The sequence below is a fragment of the Virgibacillus sp. M23 genome, assembly GCF_034190895.1.
Classification (GTDB): domain Bacteria; phylum Bacillota; class Bacilli; order Bacillales; family Amphibacillaceae; genus Virgibacillus; species Virgibacillus salarius.
The window spans coordinates 19,125-37,476 of record NZ_JAWDHA010000009.1 but is presented as its reverse complement, the minus strand read 5'-3'; the positions used below and the strand labels follow the sequence as shown (position 1 = coordinate 37,476).

Sequence of the window (18,352 nt, the reverse complement as noted above, 5' to 3'; positions counted from 1 at the left end):
TATATAGATAAAAACAAATATTATACTATGTATACCATAGCCATGCTATAGGTAGTGCTATGTAGTACCCTTGAAAATATATTAAATACCGTCTTAACTTTTACACAACCCCATAGATACCACCCCATATTATAATAGGCGCTACCCCTATAAAGTAATTCACGCTAGAATAATATTTATGTATCATGCTACCCCTGTATATAATAGATTGTACCCCTAACATATACAGCTATAACAATAAACCATACTATATTATCTTTATTGTTATAGGATATTTTAAGTATAAATAGATATGTTATATAACAATTATAAAATATTAGAGATGTATTTATATATATCTGTCTAATTAATAAAGGGTGGTAGACAAGCCTTGTATATTAATCCTGCTACTAAGGTACACAAGCTATAAGCCCTGTCATACCAATGGTTAAAGACGTATTAACCGTATATAACAGAACGTACGTGCTATAAATGTGTCATTATATTGAAAGCGTATACAAATATGACTAAGTTGTGACTATTATCTGAATAATCTAATTACATGCAAGTATAGTCAAATCCTTGTCAATCTAAGAACCATGCTTATTTATTACAATTATGTTACAAATATATGTCATTATATTACATATAACAATATTTAAAGCATTTTTAGTGTTCTACAAACACAGTGGTGTAGTGTGTTTGTTATACTTATCCACACCCCCTAATTTTAACGATCTAAAAACTTTTTGAATTTATGATTGACTTGACAAAAATTAAGATTACGTTCTCGCTTGGCGCTCTAAGGTTTAAGCTTATTAAAATTGCAATAATTTTTTTTAATATTTTTATTTGTTCACTAAAAAGAACGAACAGAACGAACGACTTATCCACAGGTTTTTTTGATGCAATTATATAATCGCTGGAATCCTTGGCGTTCTAAGAGTCAAGGCTATTTTCGTAAGTCAAAAATTGAATCTTTCCTTCATTAAAATATACGCGCGCGCAGTAGGCGATTTTAGAAGAAAATAACGAACGCCAAAAATAGCCTTTTAAAGTTGCATGTTTTTTATTGACGTGTAATAGTTGAGTCACAGCAAGCGAGACACTAACACAGTAACACACAAAACAACTTGCTTACTTTACACAAGTAAAACAGACTACGAAATCATTTTGAAAGTGTAGAGATTGAATGTAGTAAATCAAAGCTACATGATGCATATTGACAACTCAATAGACACGAAAGCCAGACCGTGAAAGCTAAAAAGGGCGTTGTGGCAGGTTGACACGGAACGGCTGGAAACAGGATTACCCTAAAAGGGGTAAAAGTGATAAGCACAACTTACAACTAATATTGTAAGCCGTAAGAGTCGGAAACCGTAGCATAAAAGATATTTATGCAAGCGATAGAGGATTGCATAAGCAATTCCATACGCTGGAATTACTCAGATATAAATAAAACTGAGGTTAGAAAGCGTATTAGCAAATGTCAATTAAAGCGCTGTTATACCTAGCCCATGAAGGTATATTGTCCAAGTTTTAAGCTTGGATTATAGATATTTTGCTAATATTTATAATCGAGGCTTAAAGCCTACACAATTAAAAAGGGGAAATGAAAAATGACTAATCAAATCAAAATTTACGTTGCAAATCTAGGTAAATACAATGAGGGTAAATTAGTGGGGGAATGGTTTACATTGCCTTATGATATCAAGGATATAATGGTTAAAATTGGTCTTGCTACTTATGATAATGAAGGCAACTACATTCACGGTGTAGAGGAAGACGGTATTTATTATGAGGAATGGGCAATACATGATTATGAAGCACCATTTAATATAAACGAATATTCTAGTATTAAAAAGCTTAATGAAATAGCTGAAAAAATGGAAGATATGGATGAAATGGATATAAATATAGCGTTTGAATTGTTAAATGATGGTATCGTATCAGACTTTGACGAAGCTTTAGAAAGTATGGAGGATGTAATTGTATACCATGAATGCCGTAATATGGGCGATGTAGCTTATAAATGGCATAAGGAAATAGGCACAGATATGAACGCGCCATTGATGAATTATGTAGATTGGGATAGATTGGGGCGCGACATGGGAATAGAAGGTACTTTCTTTCAATTAGATGACAATACTATTGTAGAGTACGTAAACTAATATCAAAATTGGAGCGTGAATAAATTGATACAACGACTTTTGCACAATAAATTATTTATTAATGCTTGGTATTTGCTACTATTTATTATAATGCTTAGATTCTTATTTTTTGCTATTACTAAACATTAAACAAAAGTATTGCAATTTACAGTAGATTAGATTATGCTTGAGATATTCAATTGATTTTGGATATCTCAATGGATTTTCTAATCCAAAAAATAATTATTGGAGAGATGAAAAATGTTAAAGAAAAAAGTAATTGTATACGTGCCAAGCACAATGGAAGTTGACAAGGAAGCAGATGTATCTGATATTTTACAGCATACTGTAAGAGAATTGGCAAGTATTGCAGGTGGTGCAACTGTTGAAGAGGTAAAAGGCTATTGGGTAGCCGAAGATGGCTCACTGGTGGAAGAAAAAATTTATCAAGTACATGTATTTTATGAAGACGAAAAAGAAAATAAGGTAATTACAAAAGCTAAGGATGTAGCAAGATACATTAAAGAAAAATTACAACAGGAAGCCGTATCTGTTGAGATAAACGGAACGTTGAACTTCATATAATAAAATAAAAGTATTGCAATATGCTAGTGAAGCTAATTATTAATTGGCTTCACAATGGATATTGCAATCCAAAAAAAATAAAAATGGAGCGTGAATCTATGAATGAAATCATAGCCAAGTTGAAAAAGGCAGATTTTAAGCATGAAGAAAAGATATTAATTGAAAAGAAACCCCAAATACTGTCCTTTTTTGCCAACTCTCACAGCAAAGAAATTTTTTACTACTCAGATAGAGACATGAAATTAAGAAGTTTCAAACATTACACAGGCTTAGTGCATGAAGAAGCTTTCTTTTTCATCGTCAAAGGGTACATTGCAGGAAGGCACAAAAATTAATTTTAATTTAATAATCCAAAAAATGGAGAGTGAAGAAAATGAATAAATTTGAGAATAATTTAATTGCTATTACTAAGGACAATGAAAAAGAATTTGCACACGCAAAGAAAATAATTGTTTCAGATACTAAGGCGTTTAAGCTCTTAAGCCTATGGGACAAGGTCAATGCATATAAAAAGATGCTTAGCCCGTTGCTTCACAATCATAATACTACTAAAACAGTTAGGGAAACGGCTGACCATCTTAATGAATTGTCAGATAAGATTAAAAAAGAACTTCAAGCAATTGATTAATGCTAGAGCGCTAAAAAAAATAATTTTAGCGCTTCATGGATTAATCAATCCAATAAAAAATTATTAAAAGGAGAATGTAAATGTATATTTTAAAAAATAACTTAGAAAGATTGAACAACGGTATGGAAGTTGTAGCGCACAAGCTAAAGTTAAATAATGTTCATTCTTATACTTTTGTAGAACCAGATAGATTAAGTATAAGAAAGACAAATTATTCTAATATGTATATGGTTTCATTGAATAGATAAGATAATAGTTCAAAAAAAAAAAAAAATGGAGGAATTGAAATGAGAAATGATTTTCACAACCTAAAGTGTACCGTTACACATACAAACCATCATAATAAAAACGGAAATGATTTTTATGCAATAGAGTATATCTGTTTATATCCTAATTGGGATTGTCATGAGTGGGAAGTAAAGCTACATTATCACGGTAGAGAAAAATCATTTAGCATTTTCACACCTCATGATATGGAAAAACCTGATATAAATGATATTCTGATGACAATATTTAATAAGGATTATATAAATACAACTAAACCAAGATTTATTGATGATAACGAGTATATTTCTTTCTTCAAAGAGTACGGGGATAAGTATGATGTTAAAAAGGTTTTAGAAGGCTTATATAAAAGTGGAATGCACAAAGCAGGGTTATTACGTAAATTAATAGGAACGGAAGAATATAACAAACTTAAAAAATACTTAGGTTATTAAGATAAAAACAACATTTCATTAAAAGGAGAATGAAAAAAATGATAGATATTCTTGGTCAAGCAAAATATAAAAATAATTGGTACTTTGTAACAAATATTAATTTTACAAATAACATGGTGACGTTAAAAAACGATAGTCATAATACATTAGATTTAATTCATGGCAATACTTTTACTTTGCCTATTTCAGATATTCAAGCTTTAAATATTAATTGTTATTAGAATAGTATAATTCAAAAAAAAAAAAAAATGGAGCGATGAAAATGAAAGCATTATTAATTAATTTATTAGTTGGTGTATCAATTTTACCTTTTGGATTAAATAATTACCAATTGCATGACAAGGTTGAAAATAGTCAATTTACTTATGAAGTTACAGATGCTAAAGAAAACAAAGTCTATGGAGAGCCCATTGCTTCACAAGTTACGGACGAAAACGCTGGAATATTCCTGTACCAAGATGAAATAAAATTTAATGTTAAAAAAGGGGAAAAGATTCAAGTTACATTTGGTCAAGCTGAGGACGATATCAAAAAAGTTGAAAGGGTAGCTATAAATGAAAAATAATATTTTCACACCATACAAAGACAGAAAAATTAGTATTGGTCAGCTAGTTGCTGTTCATTGGAACGCACATAAAAAAACTTTTAGTATAGTTGAAATGAAATCACGTAATTCGATTGGAAAGGTACTTGGCTATGCATCACATATAACTTTAGAGGGATGTTATTTCAAAATAGATAAATCAAAACAAAAGAAAACGATTGAAACAGGAGTCAAAGATAGACATGCATTTGTTGTAGGTAGAATTAAGGATTTAAATAATATTCGGTTCGAAAAAAATATTTACTACAATCCAAAAAAAGTTAAAAGTTTTGTAGACTATGAACAGCATGTAAATGGTAGGGATGAGTACTTACAACTTGTTGATAAAGTGAATTTAAGCGCTCATAAAAATAATTTTCCGGTAGTCACATATGAAATAAAAAATAAAATAGCTTCATAAAAAACAAAAGTATTGCATTATATTTGATTGGGTAATGCTAGAGATATTCATACTACCAATGAATGTCTCAATGGATTACCCAATCCAAAAAAAATTAAGGAGAGATTATGATGAAAAAGAAATTAATAGCAGTGGCAATAGCAGGAAGTTTTTTACTAGGAGGTGGCATCACGTATGCATCAACAAATTATTATGCTGAGTTAGTAAACAACCAAGAAAATCAGATTAAAGATGAGATTCTTGAGTACTACAATAAAGAACTTAAGAGAGTTGGTGAACAGGTACATCATGATATGGTCACGCATGTCAATCAAGAAAAAAATAATATGCTTGAAGATGTCTATAAGTATTTAGATAGCAAGATTGACCAAGAACAGCAAGATAGAATGAATAGACACTCTAAAGAGATTGACCAAGCTGTATCCAATATGGAACAAGAATTAACAAGTTATATAGATGAATTATTTATAAATGAAAATAAATAAAAGTATTGCAATTAATAGTTGAACATGAGTTAAGAATTATCTTCTTAACTCAGATTGAGTTATTAATTGCTCAAAAAAAAAAAAAAAATGGAGAATGGAGTAAATGAATATTAAGGAAGCTACGAAGAAATGGGTAGGAGAATGGAATGCGATTCCTACTAGTGCAGTTGAAATATTAATAAATCATGATGTTGAAAATTGCAATGACAGTTATCAAATCACTGTAGAGAACGAAAGTCAATGTGGATTTCCCGTAGCGTGGGGGACAATGTGGACTTTTGGAGAGTCGTTAGATGAAGAGTGGGCAGAAAATAATGCTGATATCTTAAATGACTGTGGAATAGTAGCGTATTACACGGAATCACTAGGAGTTGTATTTGGAATTGATGGTGCTGGATATGATTTCTATGAACAGCATTGGATTCCATTGTATAAAGCGAGAGGTTTAAGGTGGCATACACAAAATTAATTATATGAAATTCAAAAAAAAATGGAGAGTGAGTATTAATGAGAAAGTAAGTATGTTAGAAATTTCAACGGGAAATATATCAATAGACACTAAAACATGGCTGAGTAAACAACAAGATATATGCGACATAGTTGTCTATAAGAAGGAAGAATATGGTTGGTTTATACCACTGTATGAAGAAATAAATAAAGAATGTATACCAAATGATTTGAAAAAAATAATTGAACATGCAGAAAAAAATAATCTTGAATGGGTAATGTTTGACCGAGACGTAGAAGAAACTGACATGTTCGAAATTTTTGATTAATAAATTGCGAAACGCTGGATTATAAAATCTAGCGTCTATGCAGGATGGCTACCTGTATACTGACGAGACAGCTAAAAAAATTGGAGAGTGAATATAAATGAGTACATTAATAAATAGTAAAGTGGATACTAAAGAAGTTATAAGTATTCTAGAAATCTATCTGAGTAATCTTAAACAATATTTTACTTGGATGGATGAAGAGTTTAATGAGGCTACAGACAAACAAGAGTACAAAATCAATTTAAAAATAGATGAGACGTCAAAAAAAATTTTTTCAGTTGATTGTGAAGTATATAATGATATAGACTTGCAGTTCTCGTTTCCAGTTGGGAAGAATTTAAGTGAAATTGAAATTATAGATTTAGCAAGGGAATTAATGAAAGAAATTGAAGTTAATGAGAGATTGAGAAAATGTATAAGAGAAAACGATGTTATAAGGTCTTGGTCATGGAAAGTTAATTGTATAAAATAATTTGACAACATTACTGTTATAGTGTTTTATTAACACACTTATTAAAATAGAGGGAATGCAATGAAGGTAATAAAAGTATTATCCGAAAGAGTCGATAGAAATAATACCAAGCATCAAGAAGTGACAGTAAAATGTGATAGATGTGGTGGTGCTGGGACATCTGATAGATGAAGGTACACAGGAAGTACTTGTTATGTGGCGGTACTGGTCAAATGAGAAAGAAAATTAAAATTTATACACCAGATCATGAGGAGAGATTAAGAAGGCAAAGAGAAAAGAGACATCAGAGAAAATTAGAAGAAAGAAAAGTAAAAGCAATTGAAAGAAACAAAGAATATCTAGACAGTATTGGTTACGGACAAGAAAAAATTTTTTTGGTGCTTGGTAACACATATAGTATAAAAGAAAATCTCAAAGATGCTGGAGCAAGGTTTAGTCGCCAACTTAATGGGTGGTTCTTTACAAAAGACAATCAAGATTACGATACAGTAGATTTAGAGACTAAGAAGTTGATTGAATACAACGATATTGGCGAAGCTTCACTAGCATTTCGAAAAGATACTTTAGAATATATCAAAAGTAGAATTAATTTTAATAAACCAAAGTCAAACTATATTGGAGAAGTTGGAGATAAAGTTGAGCTTGAGTTAATATTTTTAGCATCTTTTATCTTTGAACACGAATTCGGAGCAACCTTTATAAATAAATTACAAGATTTAGATGGAAATATAGCAGTATGGAAAACTGGAAAAATTTAGAGTATTATACTTCTGATGAAAATAAAATTATTCTAAAGGGGACAGTTAAAGAACATAGTGAATACAACGATGAAAAACAAACTCTATTAACAAGATGTAGAATAAAGTGATGGGAGATGAAAGATATGTGGAATAAAGAATTTAGATTTACATTAATAGAAAACGAAAGCAAGGATATGTATGAGGAAATAAATACAGAGAACTTTGAAATGCCTTTCAATGAAGTTGTAATTAGGAATGTGAAAAGTATTGAAGAAGCAATTGAAGAATTTAAAGAAAGGTGTAAAATATTTTCCAATGAAGATTGGGACTGGGAAAGTAATGAAGAAGGTACAATGGGTGAAATTCGTACAGGAAATAACGTAGATGGATTATCTGTAGTTTTCGAAATAGAAAAATAATCAAAACAATTAAATAAAATATGTATTTTATGAAAGAGGTGATAGAAGTGAAAGGATTAATTAAAAAGGATATGATGGAATATAGGGTCAGTGGATTGCGTGTAATGGAGAAAAAGATAGAAAATAGTGATATCCTTAACGATGAAGACTTGGGTGAGCAAATCAAACGTCACTTAGAAAATTTTATGTCTATATCCTCTGAAATGAAGTTTTCAATGCTTAAACATGAATTAAAGATAAAGTATAAAGAATTAATTAAAATTGCTAGGACAATCGATTATATTATTGAGAATCGTGAAAAGTTAAAAGATGTTATGAATTGGAGAAATGAAAAAATTATCCGATAGGTTTGAATTACTTAAAGAAACCAGAAGATATTAGAATAGAAAAATAAAAATTGCTTATAGAAGGGTATGTTATTGTTGAAAATTTTAAAAGACGCTATAAGGTTAAATGATAAATATAAAGCTGTGATGCTAGATTTAGATCGCGAGCAACTCAACGAAGATGATGTAGTTTTTCAAATCCGTTTTGAGTTAGATACTTTGAAGTATGGTTCAAGCACTGATGAACAATTAGAAGATGAAGGGTATACAGAGGGACAAATTAAACGTATGAAAGGAACGGCAATTAAGCATCTTGAAGGGTTATTGGACAAATATGGTTATGATTTAGACGATAAGATTTAGTTTATATAAAAATGGGAGGATAGGATATGGATATATATGGGTGGGATTACTATGAACTAGAAAAAGAAATTTCAAGGGCAACAACTTTTGAATTGTTAGAATTATACAAGCGTGAAAAGAAAAAGAGAATAGACAAGTGTCTGGTTTATTACAATAATAAGTCTAATATGACAAAGGACGAAGAGAGCCTATTAGAAAAAGAATGTGAGTTTCATGAAGGTGCAAAAATTAAAGTAGCTTTAAAAATTGCCGAAACACTAACTAAGGAAAATGAGTAGAGTCTCAATATCCTTTGTTCGATTGCTATAATGATTGATAAGATTTTATATAGAAAGGGGATAATAATTGTGGTAGAAGAATTGATTAATCTTTTATTTCCAATTGTTGATACGGATGAATATTCGTGTAATTGTGGTAGACCAAGTGAGATGTGTGACTGTGGGGATTATGATTTATCTGATTCATAAAAATAGTAATTAATAAAAGATGAATATTATTAACTTTTAAAATTTATTTAGTTAAACAAAATTATTAATATTTGAAAATAATAGGTGGGGTAATATGGATATAGAAAAATTAACAGAAAAGATTATTTGTAAAATAAATAATGTAAAAGGAAAATTCGTTAACATAGAGAATATTTCTAGCATACTAAAAAATATTTTAGGAGAGTCCTATACCAGTGAAATTTCTATTGCAGTTAAAAAATATTTGGTAGACTGTGAGGGGCTGGATTTCTTTAAAGAAGGAGTTTGGATGAATAAAGAGAAATCATATTTTTGTTCTGGTAACTGGCTGGCGATTAAAGGATTATACGAAAACCCTATTGAGGCAAAAGAAAAGATTGGTTGGTACTCTTGGCAAACAAGCGATGATGTTAACTGGAGAATTGATTAAGTTCATTAAGGCAAATGTATTGCAAAAAATAATAAATTAAGGTGGTAAGAAATGAATGATTGTAAAAATAAATTTGAAAGCTGTGTAAAATGTAATGGTGATGGAGTTAATAAGACTCAGTTGCCACACTTGGTTGAATGTGAAAGCTGTGACGGTACTGGTTTTAAGCATGGTACTTCTGCATTAATCCTGTACCAAAGGGAGATTGAGGAGTCCTTGAGTTCTAAAACTGGTCTTGATTTTTCGGGCGTGTTTGTCACATAAGCCAACTGCATTAGAAATGAAATATTTTAATAATTTTGCTTGACATATTGTAACTATAGAACTACACTAATGGTACTATTTAACAATAGATATTGGGGGAGTTCAATTGAGTTTTGTAAAATCAAAAAAAATATGGTCTATATTCGGGGTCTTATTATTAATTATCATTGTATATTTTGTAGGTTCAAATAGTGCAAAGGCTCAAGTTGATGGAGAGAAAGTAAACTACGACAAGATTATTAAGAAAATAGAGTCGGCGGAAAAAGAACTTAAGGATATTCAAACAGACATTAAAGGTGAACAAGAGAAATTAGAAGATAAAAAAACTGAGGTCGAAAAAGCGTTAAGTGCCATAGAAGAGAAAGATAAGATAAAATCCAAGATTGATGAACTTACAGATGAACTCGATGCCAAAAAAGGTGAAATTGGCAAGTTAGATGACAGTATATCTGAGAAGGAAAAAGAGTTATCTAAATTAAATGCTGGCATAGCAGAAAAAGATGAAGAACCAATAGTGCTTAGCGCAGGTCAATACATAGTAGGAAGTGATATCGACGCTGGAAGGTATAAAGCAGTGCCAATTGGGGCAGGGAGTAATTTTGTAGTATATGATGTAAATGGCTCTGCTATCGTAAATACAGTGCTAGGCAGTGACAAATATGATGAAAATGAGTACATTTTCTTTACAGAGATGAGTAATGTAATTCAAACAGAGGCAAAGGTAAAATTAATACCTGTCGAATAAACTAAATTGGGTTGTCGTAGTTGACAGCCTAGTGTTTTAAATATATACTGTAATTGTATAACACTAATACACTTTAAAGGTGGGAAAAATCTTGAAGCTAATAGATAATGTAATTGTCAATTATAAGGAACATAAAAGTGATGATAGAATAGAAGACATAGACAAACTGATAGAAGAAAATAGATTTAACGATGACGGATTTGATTACTATTTTGAAGTACATGAGGAAGATGATTTTGTTGTTTTTGCTAATGTAGCTGGATACGAGCTCTTACAAGAAGATATAGATTCTGGATGTGGCAGAGTGTTTCAAGTTGAAACCGCGCTATTAGTAAAAAAAGAAAATATTATCTATTATCTCGAAAATGATGGTTTTAAATCTTTGAATTTTTTAAAGAACTATCCAGTTTGGACTAGTGGTAAACTAAGAAAAGCTGGGGTGAAAGGTTTTCAAGATGCTGGGATAAATTTTCCATATAGAAATTTTTACTGGAAGGATTATGTAAATTAAAAAAGGGATTGAAAATAATAAGTGTCAATGTAGCCTCTGAAAATCAGTGGCTTTGGATAAAAGAGAAAGAGAGGAGTTGTTTACCTTAAATGGAAGATACATCACAGGTGAAATGTCCTGAATGTGATAGCATTCAAAGCGAAGACATTTATGATTTAACAGGAGATGGAGACATGGAAGGTTCATTCCTCCATGTTTGCGAGAAATGTAATCAAAAATTTATGATAGAGTTTGAGTATAGACCATTCGTTAATACATATTAAAGAAGCGAAGGAGTGTTTCTAATGGATAACAGGCAAGCGATAGGCTACATGTTGCTGGCATGTAGAAAATCAGGGCTATCAAAAGAAGATACTAAAAAATTGTTTGGTGAAATGTACCATCAATTTGATATGAAGACACCAGATGAAGCAGAAGAAAAAGGTTTTGAATGGTACAATCAAGAATGACTAGGCTTTTCATTCTGATGGATACGATTAAGAATTGCGTATAAAATGCGAATCAGAAAAGGTGAACTATAATATGAAATCAAGGATATATGTAATTAGGATAGATATTGCCTACAATGCTGATTTTATAGTTATTCCCCACACCAACAGACAAAAAGCTTTAAAAGACTACCACAACCGTATACAAAAGTGGGAGAAGGAGTGAGGAAGTTATTAAAATAAGTGAAGCAATTGAAAAATTATCACTATTAAAAGACTTGCATGGCGATGTAGATTTAATTGGTGCTGATAGTTATGATATAGATTTTATAGAGCCTCAGAAATTTATAAAAACAACCAATGATTATAATGATATTATCAATACCCATACTGAGGATTTGAATGAAATATGGTTGGAGAACTCATATAAAGAGAGCGATGAGAACTTTGTATCTAAAGGCATTTGTGTAAAAATATATTAATAAAATAATCATTTTATTAAGTTAGGAGGAAAGGAAAATGAGGGACTTATATCAAGTAGTAAAAGAAATGAACATCTACACTAAAGAAGGTGTAAAGATTATCAATGAAGCATATGAAGTTGTAAGGAGAATAGATAAAGAGTTGTCAAAGGATGATATCACAATTATTACTAATTTTGCAGATGAATTTCCTTACGAGTTTCAAGAAATGATGCGAGAAAAAGAACGTGAAATGCATGGTTTACAGATATAATAATAAAAGAAATATTTTATTAAAAAAAAGGAGTAACTTGAATGAATAAACATTATAATTTGCATTGGATACCTACAGGATGGTCACAAAATAAAGGAGTCCCCCATTCTGTTAAGTTTGATACATTGGAGGACATCAAAAAGGTAATGAGTGGATGTTTTTACACAAATGAATGGGTAACGGATAATTTAGGAAACAATATCGAAATGGATTGGCAGAGTATTTGTCCAGAAAGAAGACATTAAAATGAAAGACAAAAATTAAAGCACTAGAGAAGGGCTTATTAGGGTAATTTAAACATTTTATTGGACATATAGACATATAACTTTTATCTAAATCAATTAATTATATAATTTTCAGTAAATGAAAAAGAGTGATGTATTGTGAAGTCATCAAACAAAGATAAAATGAAATATTTCCCAAGAAAGAAAACGAGACTACTTATACCTGATATAGAGCGAATGTACTACAATGAAAAATTATCAATGACAAGAATTGCTAATGCTTTAAATTTGAGTTATGAGACTGTGGAAAAGGTTATTGTTTATTTGCTCCACGGGAAAAGGGAAAGGTCAGATGTCGCTAAATATGTATTTAATAACCTTTCAGAAGTTCAAAAGAGCAATATGGTTGAGCAAGCGACTAAAAAACGGTTGTCTAGCGAAGATTATATTAAAAAATTATCGTTGACTAAATTAGGAATTAAAAATCCACAATCAAAACTTAATGAAGAAAAGGTAATCCTTATAAGAAGGATTTATCAAGACATGTTAGAACAAGGCTACATGAAAACTCAGTCACAAATAGTATTGGCGCAAAAATTTGGGGTTAAAAGACCAACAATATCTGATATTGTATTAAGAAGGTCTTGGAAACATCTAAAGTAGGAATGTGCTATAAATTTTTTAACGACTGGATGAGTGAAATGGAAATTAAAATCAGAGAGATAAGAAAGAATAAGGGGTTAAGTGGAACGAAGATAGCTAATTTACTTCATATCTCTTCTCAATATTACTACGATTTAGAGAAGGGAGACAGGTCTCTTTCGTTTGAAATGGCTTTGAATATAGCTTCCATTTTGGAAGAGGATGTCAACAATCTAATTGAAGTAGATAATGATGCTTGCAAATCAGAGAACAATAATAGATTTGATTTTTTAAACGATAAAACAAGTATGACCCTTGATGGAGAGACAGTTAATACAAGAGAAAGAAAGGCGTTAATCGCATTCTTAAGAACATATAGGGAAATGGGGTAGTCGATAGCTATTTGACATGGTAATAATTTTGCTTTATACTGTAATTGTAACACAGTATCACATTAAAAGATTTAATCAATGTGGAAGGGAAATATTGCTTATGGATAAATTAAATAAGTTGCTGAGAGTACCGAAATTATGTCTTAAATTTTTATGGAATACAATAGTCTGGTTGCCCAATCGATATTATGGAGACTCACCATTGCAAGGTATCTTAATACTGGCTAGATTGTGCCTCATGTTTGCTCTATCAATTGGATTGATATTTTTGTTTATCGACTTTGATGAGTCAATAGTAGGGGTGATATTCGTATTTATCGCATTTGTGTCAATAGATGTTTTTTGTAGATTAACAATGAGAGATTAGGAGGTTAGTTAAATGATGGACATAGCCAATGTGATAGAAATTCACAGAACAGATGTTCAAGAGGTGTACGAAGCATTCTTGAGAATGCATAATAGAAATTCAAATAGGACTGCCCTAGAATACGCTAATCGTATCGATGAATTTTTTCTTCTGACAGTAGATAAGTCTGTTAATTTTGTAACTAAAGAAGATGTGTTGTCTATAAAGAACAAGGATGTAAAAGATAGATACATTAAACATCTTATAGATGTTAAAGGCAACTCAGAGAGCACTGTTCTGACGAAACTTAGAAGTGTGAGAAGTTTTTATAATGAATTATTAATTAACGATATACAAGTTAACCCTATGGTTCTTAAAGTTAAATTAAATTGTGAGACTAATCATCATGAGGCGTTGTCAGAATCCGATTTGTTTTTGTTGTTTGATTTCCTAAAAAATGAAAAACATCTAGGATTAGAAAAATATTTACTTGCCAAAACCTTGTTTCATACCGCTAATCGCAAAACTGCGACCATAAATATGACGTGGAAAGACAACCTTATTCAGAAGGAAGATTATGCTACTGGATTAAAAGTATGGATAATTAGAGTTAAAGATAAGGGTAATAAGTGGATAGAAAAGCCAATATCAGATGAGTTTTATGAAGAATTAAGTCAACTAAATAAAGGACAGGAGAAAGTATTCGATATAAGCGCTAAGACATTAGAGCGCTCGCTTAAGAGGTTTTCTAAAGAATTGGGTAAAGAAGTAAAACCCCATAGCTTGAAAGCAACTGCAATAACTTTAGGATATAGAATGACAAGAGATCTAAATCTTTGCAGACAGCTAGGCTCTCATAGCTCTACAGCTACCACTGAGATATATCTTGATGAAGAAAAGTCTTATGTAAGCCAATTAAGCTATAATATGAGTAAACAATTAGACGACTCAATTCTGGATAAATTAACTAAAGATGAATTATTACAATTTATTAGAAATAATGAAGATATAAAAACGATAATTGTAAATAGAATGAGTATATAAAGGTTATTTATAAATAAACGTTAAACAAAAGTATTGACATTATATGTAATTTAAATTAATATTAAGGTAACAACAAGAATTAATTGTAAAAAAATGGAGGTGAAAACTAAATGAGAGATGAATTAAACTTAAGAGCATTGAAGCACAGTAAAAAAAGAAAGCATAGAAAAATTTACGATAAAGTTCATCGAATAATAAGAATGAAGAAAGAGACACCAGAACTCTCTGAAAAGGAAATAATTAGCATATCATCTAATTATCCAACATTGGACGTAGCTGTTATAATGGGAGGAAGTATTAGTGTTAAAAGCAAAAATGATTCATGGCTGATTATGAATGAGGGCTCTTATTATGCACTATATCATAGAGGAACTTCTTTTAAAAATGGGAAGGTAAGAGAACACTATCATATACAAGACGTATTTTATGACTTAAAATACACGTTTCTAAGCATAGTAAGTCATGATAAGCATAAATTAGGATTGAAAGGTTGGAATCCATATAAAATGGGGAAAATGGTTGAGAACATATAAAAATTAATTATTGAAATAAAGGTGATTTATACCTTGTGTATGATGATTAAACCTTTTATGTAGGGTTTGTATACTAAATGAAATTATTAAAAACATCTTGATTTACTAAAGTGAATGTATTACAATAAGCTTACAACCGTGAGGGGATAAGGGGATAAAAAGTATATTATTTTAAAATTAATGATGGTTAGTTAGAAGGAGAGAATATGGCATGGTTAAACTTAAGAAAGATTTAAATGAAGAATTAGACAAAGTATTAGATGGGATAAATTTGATTGACTCAATCAAAAGTACAATGCGATCTGATTTATCTAAATACATCCAGTCAGACAAAGTAGAACAAATCTTAAATAAGGAAGCCAATATTGACATTTTAGATGAGAAAGAACTTAGGGTTTTCTTGAAGAAGATATTTAATTTTACAAGAGATGAGAACTTTAACCCAGCAATAGTGATTGAGCAAGAAAAGGACAACTATACACAAGTCGAATTGTATAATCAGAGGTTTAAAGAGAAGTTCCTCTCGAAATACTCTGAGAATACACAGAGAGTCAATAGAGTGCTATTCGGAAGAATTGCAAAATTAGAACAAGAATTAGGAAAAGACTTATACGATTTTGAATATGAAGACATTGAAGAAGTATTATATGCTCTAAGAGCTACTACGCATAGAAGTTTACAAAACTCTATATCCACGATTGAACAATATATAAGTTATGCAATGAGACAAAAGAAAACAAGAAACAAAATAAACTACGCAACAGCTTTTGATAAAAGAACAAGAATTGATAAGTTTTTAGATAAAGATGCCGAAGAAAATATGATCTTTGATAAAGCAGAGCTATTCGAAATGGCTATGTATGCGGATAACGCTCAAGACGGGGCGATTCTAGGACTAATCTTCGATGGTATATCACATAAAAATGAATTTGAAGAATTAGTTGAATTAACAATTGATGATTGTAATTTAGAAGAGCAAGAGATAAATATAGAAACTAGAGAAGAACCCATTCCTATCAGTACGGAGACTAAAACCCTCATTAAAGACGCTTATGAACAAGAGACTTATATTAGCATCACAGGAGAAAATGTGAGAAGATATAAAATTGCTGACAGTAAGCATATTTTAAGAGGACTTAGAGGTAACAGCAAGATTAAATGGAGAAATGTTAACCAACGAATTTTAAGGATTGCTAATATATTTGATGAAAAGTATTTAAACGCTACTAACATCGCATATAGTGGTCAGATACATCTTGCTAAGCAATTACTGGACAAAGGTATGGATATGGAGCAAGTTATTGACAAGGTATTAACTAGGTTCGGAGTAACTATCAATAGTTCTTCTCGATTTTACCTAAGAAAAAGGATTGAAAAATACCTTGAAAAAGCTTCATAATGAACAAGACTGCACAGCAAAAGATAAACTTACTACTTAGTGCAGTCTTGTTCACATTGCTATTAAGACTTGGAAAAATATTTATAAATTGGATAATAAGAGTATTGCAAAGTAGAATTTTATAATGTATGATTGAGAAGTCGATGAAGTCATAGGTAATTTAGACTAGGAGTTGAGACTGTGAGGTTTGACCAACTTTATGAGCAAACTATTGAGAAATACATAGATTACTTAACTAGTCATCAAAGAAAATTAGATAAAAGTTTGGTCTTTAACAGTGTAATGATAAACACAGAATTGCTAAAAAGGGATTTTACTAAGCGACAGCGCTCAATCCTAGTATTTATTTATAATTTATCTTTGTCAATAGGCAAGGAAAGAGCAATAATACCAAAGCTTCAAGACTTTGAGCTTTGTGGAATTTCCAAGACAAAGATTAAAGACGAACTTGATAAATTAATTGAACTCAATGTTATTAGTTGGGATAAGGACAGTAACTATTTTCAAATTATTAATCCGAGAGAGTGGAAAGCGCCTTATCATCAAGGATATAACGATGCAAGGTCTCAAGCTCTATTCCTCCTAAATCTAGATGATGCAGGTATCGATGTAAACGATATTAACAACAGGTTATAGCTGTCAGGAGGAGTATTTTTTTCATCTGAATTACCAAAATGGGAAACCAAAAAGTAAACATATGTTTAACTTTGAGTTTTCACCATTCCATTAAAAAAAATTATTGCACTATGAAAAATGCTGTAACATTCCTGTAATATTAAAGAAATAAAAAAAAGCATAATGAGAGGGGAAATACGAGAATGAAGTACAATATTAAGTCCGTATCTGCTATGAGAGGATTCGAGGCATTAACTCAAGGTGAAGAAAGAATTGAAAATTGGCTACTAGCAAATTGCAACGAATTAAACAGCAAGATAAAAGGACTAATTAAGACAAGAAGTGAGATTCTGGAAAGAGAATTTGACTATCAGTCATTAAAGTCAATAATAGACCTAGCAGTTTCAAAAAGAAATGGCTCATTAAGCGAAAGCGACAAACATGTTTTCAAATATCTACTTGAGAGAGTGTATAGAGACCATGTTGCAAGAAATATGGTAGAAGCTTTCGTAAAAGGAATTTATATTATTGTTGATAAGAGTCAAAGTATTGATAAAGCAATTGAATATTTGCAATCCAATGCAACTAACAAGATAGCTAATATTTATAATAATATGTGTATTTTATCTGAGGAGGAGAATGATTTTGACACAATTTAATTCAGAAGACATCAATAGCCTTGAAAAAATTGAAGACCTACTTAGTGATGTTCTTTATAACCAAATTCAAAAGGCGATTTCATTAGCTAACTTAAATGTGAATAGAGATATCGCTTTTAAAGAAGTGTTAGAAACGAGAAACGCTATTGAAAAATTGTCTATATCAGTAGGAGATAAAACTTTGAGACATATAGCTTTAAATAAATTAGCTATAGCATCTGATGAAATTGATAGAGCCTTAGACCAAATATCTATTTTATAAAGGGAGAATG

Annotated in this window: 32 protein-coding genes; all 32 read left to right on the top strand. The window is 30.6% G+C overall.

Translation table 11 applies throughout. The features are described 5' to 3' along the window. The first annotated feature begins 1,598 nt into the window (after positions 1-1,598). On the top strand, positions 1,599-2,150 hold the full coding sequence (locus tag RVS70_RS05500; protein WP_321132662.1) for an antirestriction protein ArdA: 552 nt from the start codon (positions 1,599-1,601) through the stop codon (positions 2,148-2,150). Between the two features lie 240 nt (positions 2,151-2,390). Continuing rightward, positions 2,391-2,714 (top strand): hypothetical protein, encoded by a 324-nt coding sequence (locus RVS70_RS05495; protein WP_321132661.1) that lies wholly within the window; start codon positions 2,391-2,393, stop codon positions 2,712-2,714. Positions 2,715-2,812: 98 nt separating this feature from the next. After that, positions 2,813-3,049 (top strand): hypothetical protein, encoded by a 237-nt coding sequence (locus RVS70_RS05490; RefSeq protein ID WP_321132660.1) that lies wholly within the window; start codon positions 2,813-2,815, stop codon positions 3,047-3,049. A gap of 38 nt (positions 3,050-3,087) precedes the next feature. Beyond that, positions 3,088-3,342 carry a hypothetical protein gene (locus RVS70_RS05485; protein ID WP_321132659.1) on the top strand — a complete coding sequence of 85 codons (255 nt, stop codon included), beginning with the start codon at positions 3,088-3,090 and terminating at the stop codon, positions 3,340-3,342. A gap of 287 nt (positions 3,343-3,629) precedes the next feature. Beyond that, positions 3,630-4,061: a hypothetical protein gene (locus RVS70_RS05480; RefSeq protein ID WP_321132658.1), complete on the top strand. Its 432-nt coding sequence runs from the start codon at positions 3,630-3,632 to the stop codon at positions 4,059-4,061. Positions 4,062-4,099: 38 nt separating this feature from the next. After that, the gene (locus tag RVS70_RS05475; RefSeq protein WP_321132657.1) at positions 4,100-4,282 is read left to right on the top strand and encodes a hypothetical protein; all 183 of its coding nucleotides are present in this window, start codon (positions 4,100-4,102) and stop codon (positions 4,280-4,282) included. A 41-nt stretch (positions 4,283-4,323) separates the two neighbouring features. Then, the gene (locus tag RVS70_RS05470) at positions 4,324-4,626 is read left to right on the top strand and encodes a hypothetical protein (protein WP_321132656.1); all 303 of its coding nucleotides are present in this window, start codon (positions 4,324-4,326) and stop codon (positions 4,624-4,626) included. Beyond that, entirely contained in the window at positions 4,616-5,065 is a 450-nt protein-coding gene (locus tag RVS70_RS05465) for a hypothetical protein (RefSeq protein WP_321132655.1), read from the top strand. Before RVS70_RS05470 ends, RVS70_RS05465 begins: the two co-directional genes overlap by 11 nt. Positions 5,066-5,175: 110 nt before the next feature. Next, positions 5,176-5,550, top strand: a complete 375-nt coding sequence (locus RVS70_RS05460) for a hypothetical protein (RefSeq protein ID WP_321132654.1) — start codon at positions 5,176-5,178, stop codon at positions 5,548-5,550. Positions 5,551-5,653: 103 nt separating this feature from the next. Beyond that, positions 5,654-6,019 (top strand): hypothetical protein, encoded by a 366-nt coding sequence (locus RVS70_RS05455; protein WP_321132653.1) that lies wholly within the window; start codon positions 5,654-5,656, stop codon positions 6,017-6,019. A gap of 52 nt (positions 6,020-6,071) precedes the next feature. Further along, positions 6,072-6,326 carry a hypothetical protein gene (locus RVS70_RS05450; protein WP_321132652.1) on the top strand — a complete coding sequence of 85 codons (255 nt, stop codon included), beginning with the start codon at positions 6,072-6,074 and terminating at the stop codon, positions 6,324-6,326. A gap of 97 nt (positions 6,327-6,423) precedes the next feature. Next, complete coding sequence (locus RVS70_RS05445) at positions 6,424-6,798, top strand: hypothetical protein (protein ID WP_321132651.1); 375 nt, start codon at positions 6,424-6,426, stop codon at positions 6,796-6,798. Positions 6,799-7,010: 212 nt separating this feature from the next. Next, complete coding sequence (locus tag RVS70_RS05440) at positions 7,011-7,556, top strand: hypothetical protein (RefSeq protein WP_321132650.1); 546 nt, start codon at positions 7,011-7,013, stop codon at positions 7,554-7,556. 125 nt (positions 7,557-7,681) lie between these two features. Continuing rightward, positions 7,682-7,957, top strand: a complete 276-nt coding sequence (locus RVS70_RS05435) for a hypothetical protein (RefSeq protein WP_321132649.1) — start codon at positions 7,682-7,684, stop codon at positions 7,955-7,957. A gap of 47 nt (positions 7,958-8,004) precedes the next feature. Continuing rightward, the gene (locus RVS70_RS05430; RefSeq protein ID WP_321132648.1) at positions 8,005-8,304 is read left to right on the top strand and encodes a hypothetical protein; all 300 of its coding nucleotides are present in this window, start codon (positions 8,005-8,007) and stop codon (positions 8,302-8,304) included. Positions 8,305-8,379: 75 nt separating this feature from the next. After that, positions 8,380-8,646: a hypothetical protein gene (locus tag RVS70_RS05425; RefSeq protein ID WP_321132647.1), complete on the top strand. Its 267-nt coding sequence runs from the start codon at positions 8,380-8,382 to the stop codon at positions 8,644-8,646. A 26-nt stretch (positions 8,647-8,672) separates the two neighbouring features. After that, on the top strand, positions 8,673-8,924 hold the full coding sequence (locus RVS70_RS05420) for a hypothetical protein (protein WP_321132646.1): 252 nt from the start codon (positions 8,673-8,675) through the stop codon (positions 8,922-8,924). A 283-nt stretch (positions 8,925-9,207) separates the two neighbouring features. Continuing rightward, positions 9,208-9,543 (top strand): hypothetical protein, encoded by a 336-nt coding sequence (locus RVS70_RS05415; RefSeq protein WP_321132645.1) that lies wholly within the window; start codon positions 9,208-9,210, stop codon positions 9,541-9,543. A gap of 51 nt (positions 9,544-9,594) precedes the next feature. Continuing rightward, positions 9,595-9,807, top strand: a complete 213-nt coding sequence (locus tag RVS70_RS05410; RefSeq protein ID WP_321132644.1) for a hypothetical protein — start codon at positions 9,595-9,597, stop codon at positions 9,805-9,807. Positions 9,808-9,913: 106 nt separating this feature from the next. Then, positions 9,914-10,552 carry a hypothetical protein gene (locus RVS70_RS05405; RefSeq protein WP_321132643.1) on the top strand — a complete coding sequence of 213 codons (639 nt, stop codon included), beginning with the start codon at positions 9,914-9,916 and terminating at the stop codon, positions 10,550-10,552. A 91-nt stretch (positions 10,553-10,643) separates the two neighbouring features. Continuing rightward, positions 10,644-11,063 carry a hypothetical protein gene (locus RVS70_RS05400; RefSeq protein ID WP_321132642.1) on the top strand — a complete coding sequence of 140 codons (420 nt, stop codon included), beginning with the start codon at positions 10,644-10,646 and terminating at the stop codon, positions 11,061-11,063. Between the two features lie 284 nt (positions 11,064-11,347). Beyond that, positions 11,348-11,512 carry a hypothetical protein gene (locus RVS70_RS05395; protein ID WP_321132641.1) on the top strand — a complete coding sequence of 55 codons (165 nt, stop codon included), beginning with the start codon at positions 11,348-11,350 and terminating at the stop codon, positions 11,510-11,512. 498 nt (positions 11,513-12,010) lie between these two features. After that, the gene (locus RVS70_RS05390) at positions 12,011-12,226 is read left to right on the top strand and encodes a hypothetical protein (protein ID WP_321132640.1); all 216 of its coding nucleotides are present in this window, start codon (positions 12,011-12,013) and stop codon (positions 12,224-12,226) included. A gap of 41 nt (positions 12,227-12,267) precedes the next feature. Then, complete coding sequence (locus tag RVS70_RS05385; protein ID WP_321132639.1) at positions 12,268-12,471, top strand: hypothetical protein; 204 nt, start codon at positions 12,268-12,270, stop codon at positions 12,469-12,471. 138 nt (positions 12,472-12,609) lie between these two features. Then, positions 12,610-13,113 (top strand): hypothetical protein, encoded by a 504-nt coding sequence (locus RVS70_RS05380; RefSeq protein WP_321132638.1) that lies wholly within the window; start codon positions 12,610-12,612, stop codon positions 13,111-13,113. 38 nt (positions 13,114-13,151) lie between these two features. Beyond that, positions 13,152-13,484: a helix-turn-helix transcriptional regulator gene (locus tag RVS70_RS05375; RefSeq protein ID WP_321132637.1), complete on the top strand. Its 333-nt coding sequence runs from the start codon at positions 13,152-13,154 to the stop codon at positions 13,482-13,484. Between the two features lie 379 nt (positions 13,485-13,863). Beyond that, on the top strand, positions 13,864-14,874 hold the full coding sequence (locus RVS70_RS05370) for a site-specific integrase (RefSeq protein WP_321132636.1): 1,011 nt from the start codon (positions 13,864-13,866) through the stop codon (positions 14,872-14,874). Positions 14,875-14,984: 110 nt separating this feature from the next. After that, the gene (locus tag RVS70_RS05365) at positions 14,985-15,407 is read left to right on the top strand and encodes a hypothetical protein (RefSeq protein ID WP_321132635.1); all 423 of its coding nucleotides are present in this window, start codon (positions 14,985-14,987) and stop codon (positions 15,405-15,407) included. Between the two features lie 211 nt (positions 15,408-15,618). Then, the gene (locus tag RVS70_RS05360) at positions 15,619-16,806 is read left to right on the top strand and encodes a hypothetical protein (RefSeq protein ID WP_321132634.1); all 1,188 of its coding nucleotides are present in this window, start codon (positions 15,619-15,621) and stop codon (positions 16,804-16,806) included. 180 nt (positions 16,807-16,986) lie between these two features. Further along, positions 16,987-17,442: a replication protein gene (locus RVS70_RS05355; RefSeq protein WP_321132633.1), complete on the top strand. Its 456-nt coding sequence runs from the start codon at positions 16,987-16,989 to the stop codon at positions 17,440-17,442. Between the two features lie 182 nt (positions 17,443-17,624). Next, positions 17,625-18,080 (top strand): hypothetical protein, encoded by a 456-nt coding sequence (locus RVS70_RS05350; protein ID WP_321132632.1) that lies wholly within the window; start codon positions 17,625-17,627, stop codon positions 18,078-18,080. Continuing rightward, complete coding sequence (locus tag RVS70_RS05345) at positions 18,067-18,342, top strand: hypothetical protein (protein ID WP_321132631.1); 276 nt, start codon at positions 18,067-18,069, stop codon at positions 18,340-18,342. Before RVS70_RS05350 ends, RVS70_RS05345 begins: the two co-directional genes overlap by 14 nt. Positions 18,343-18,352: the final 10 nt, after the last annotated feature.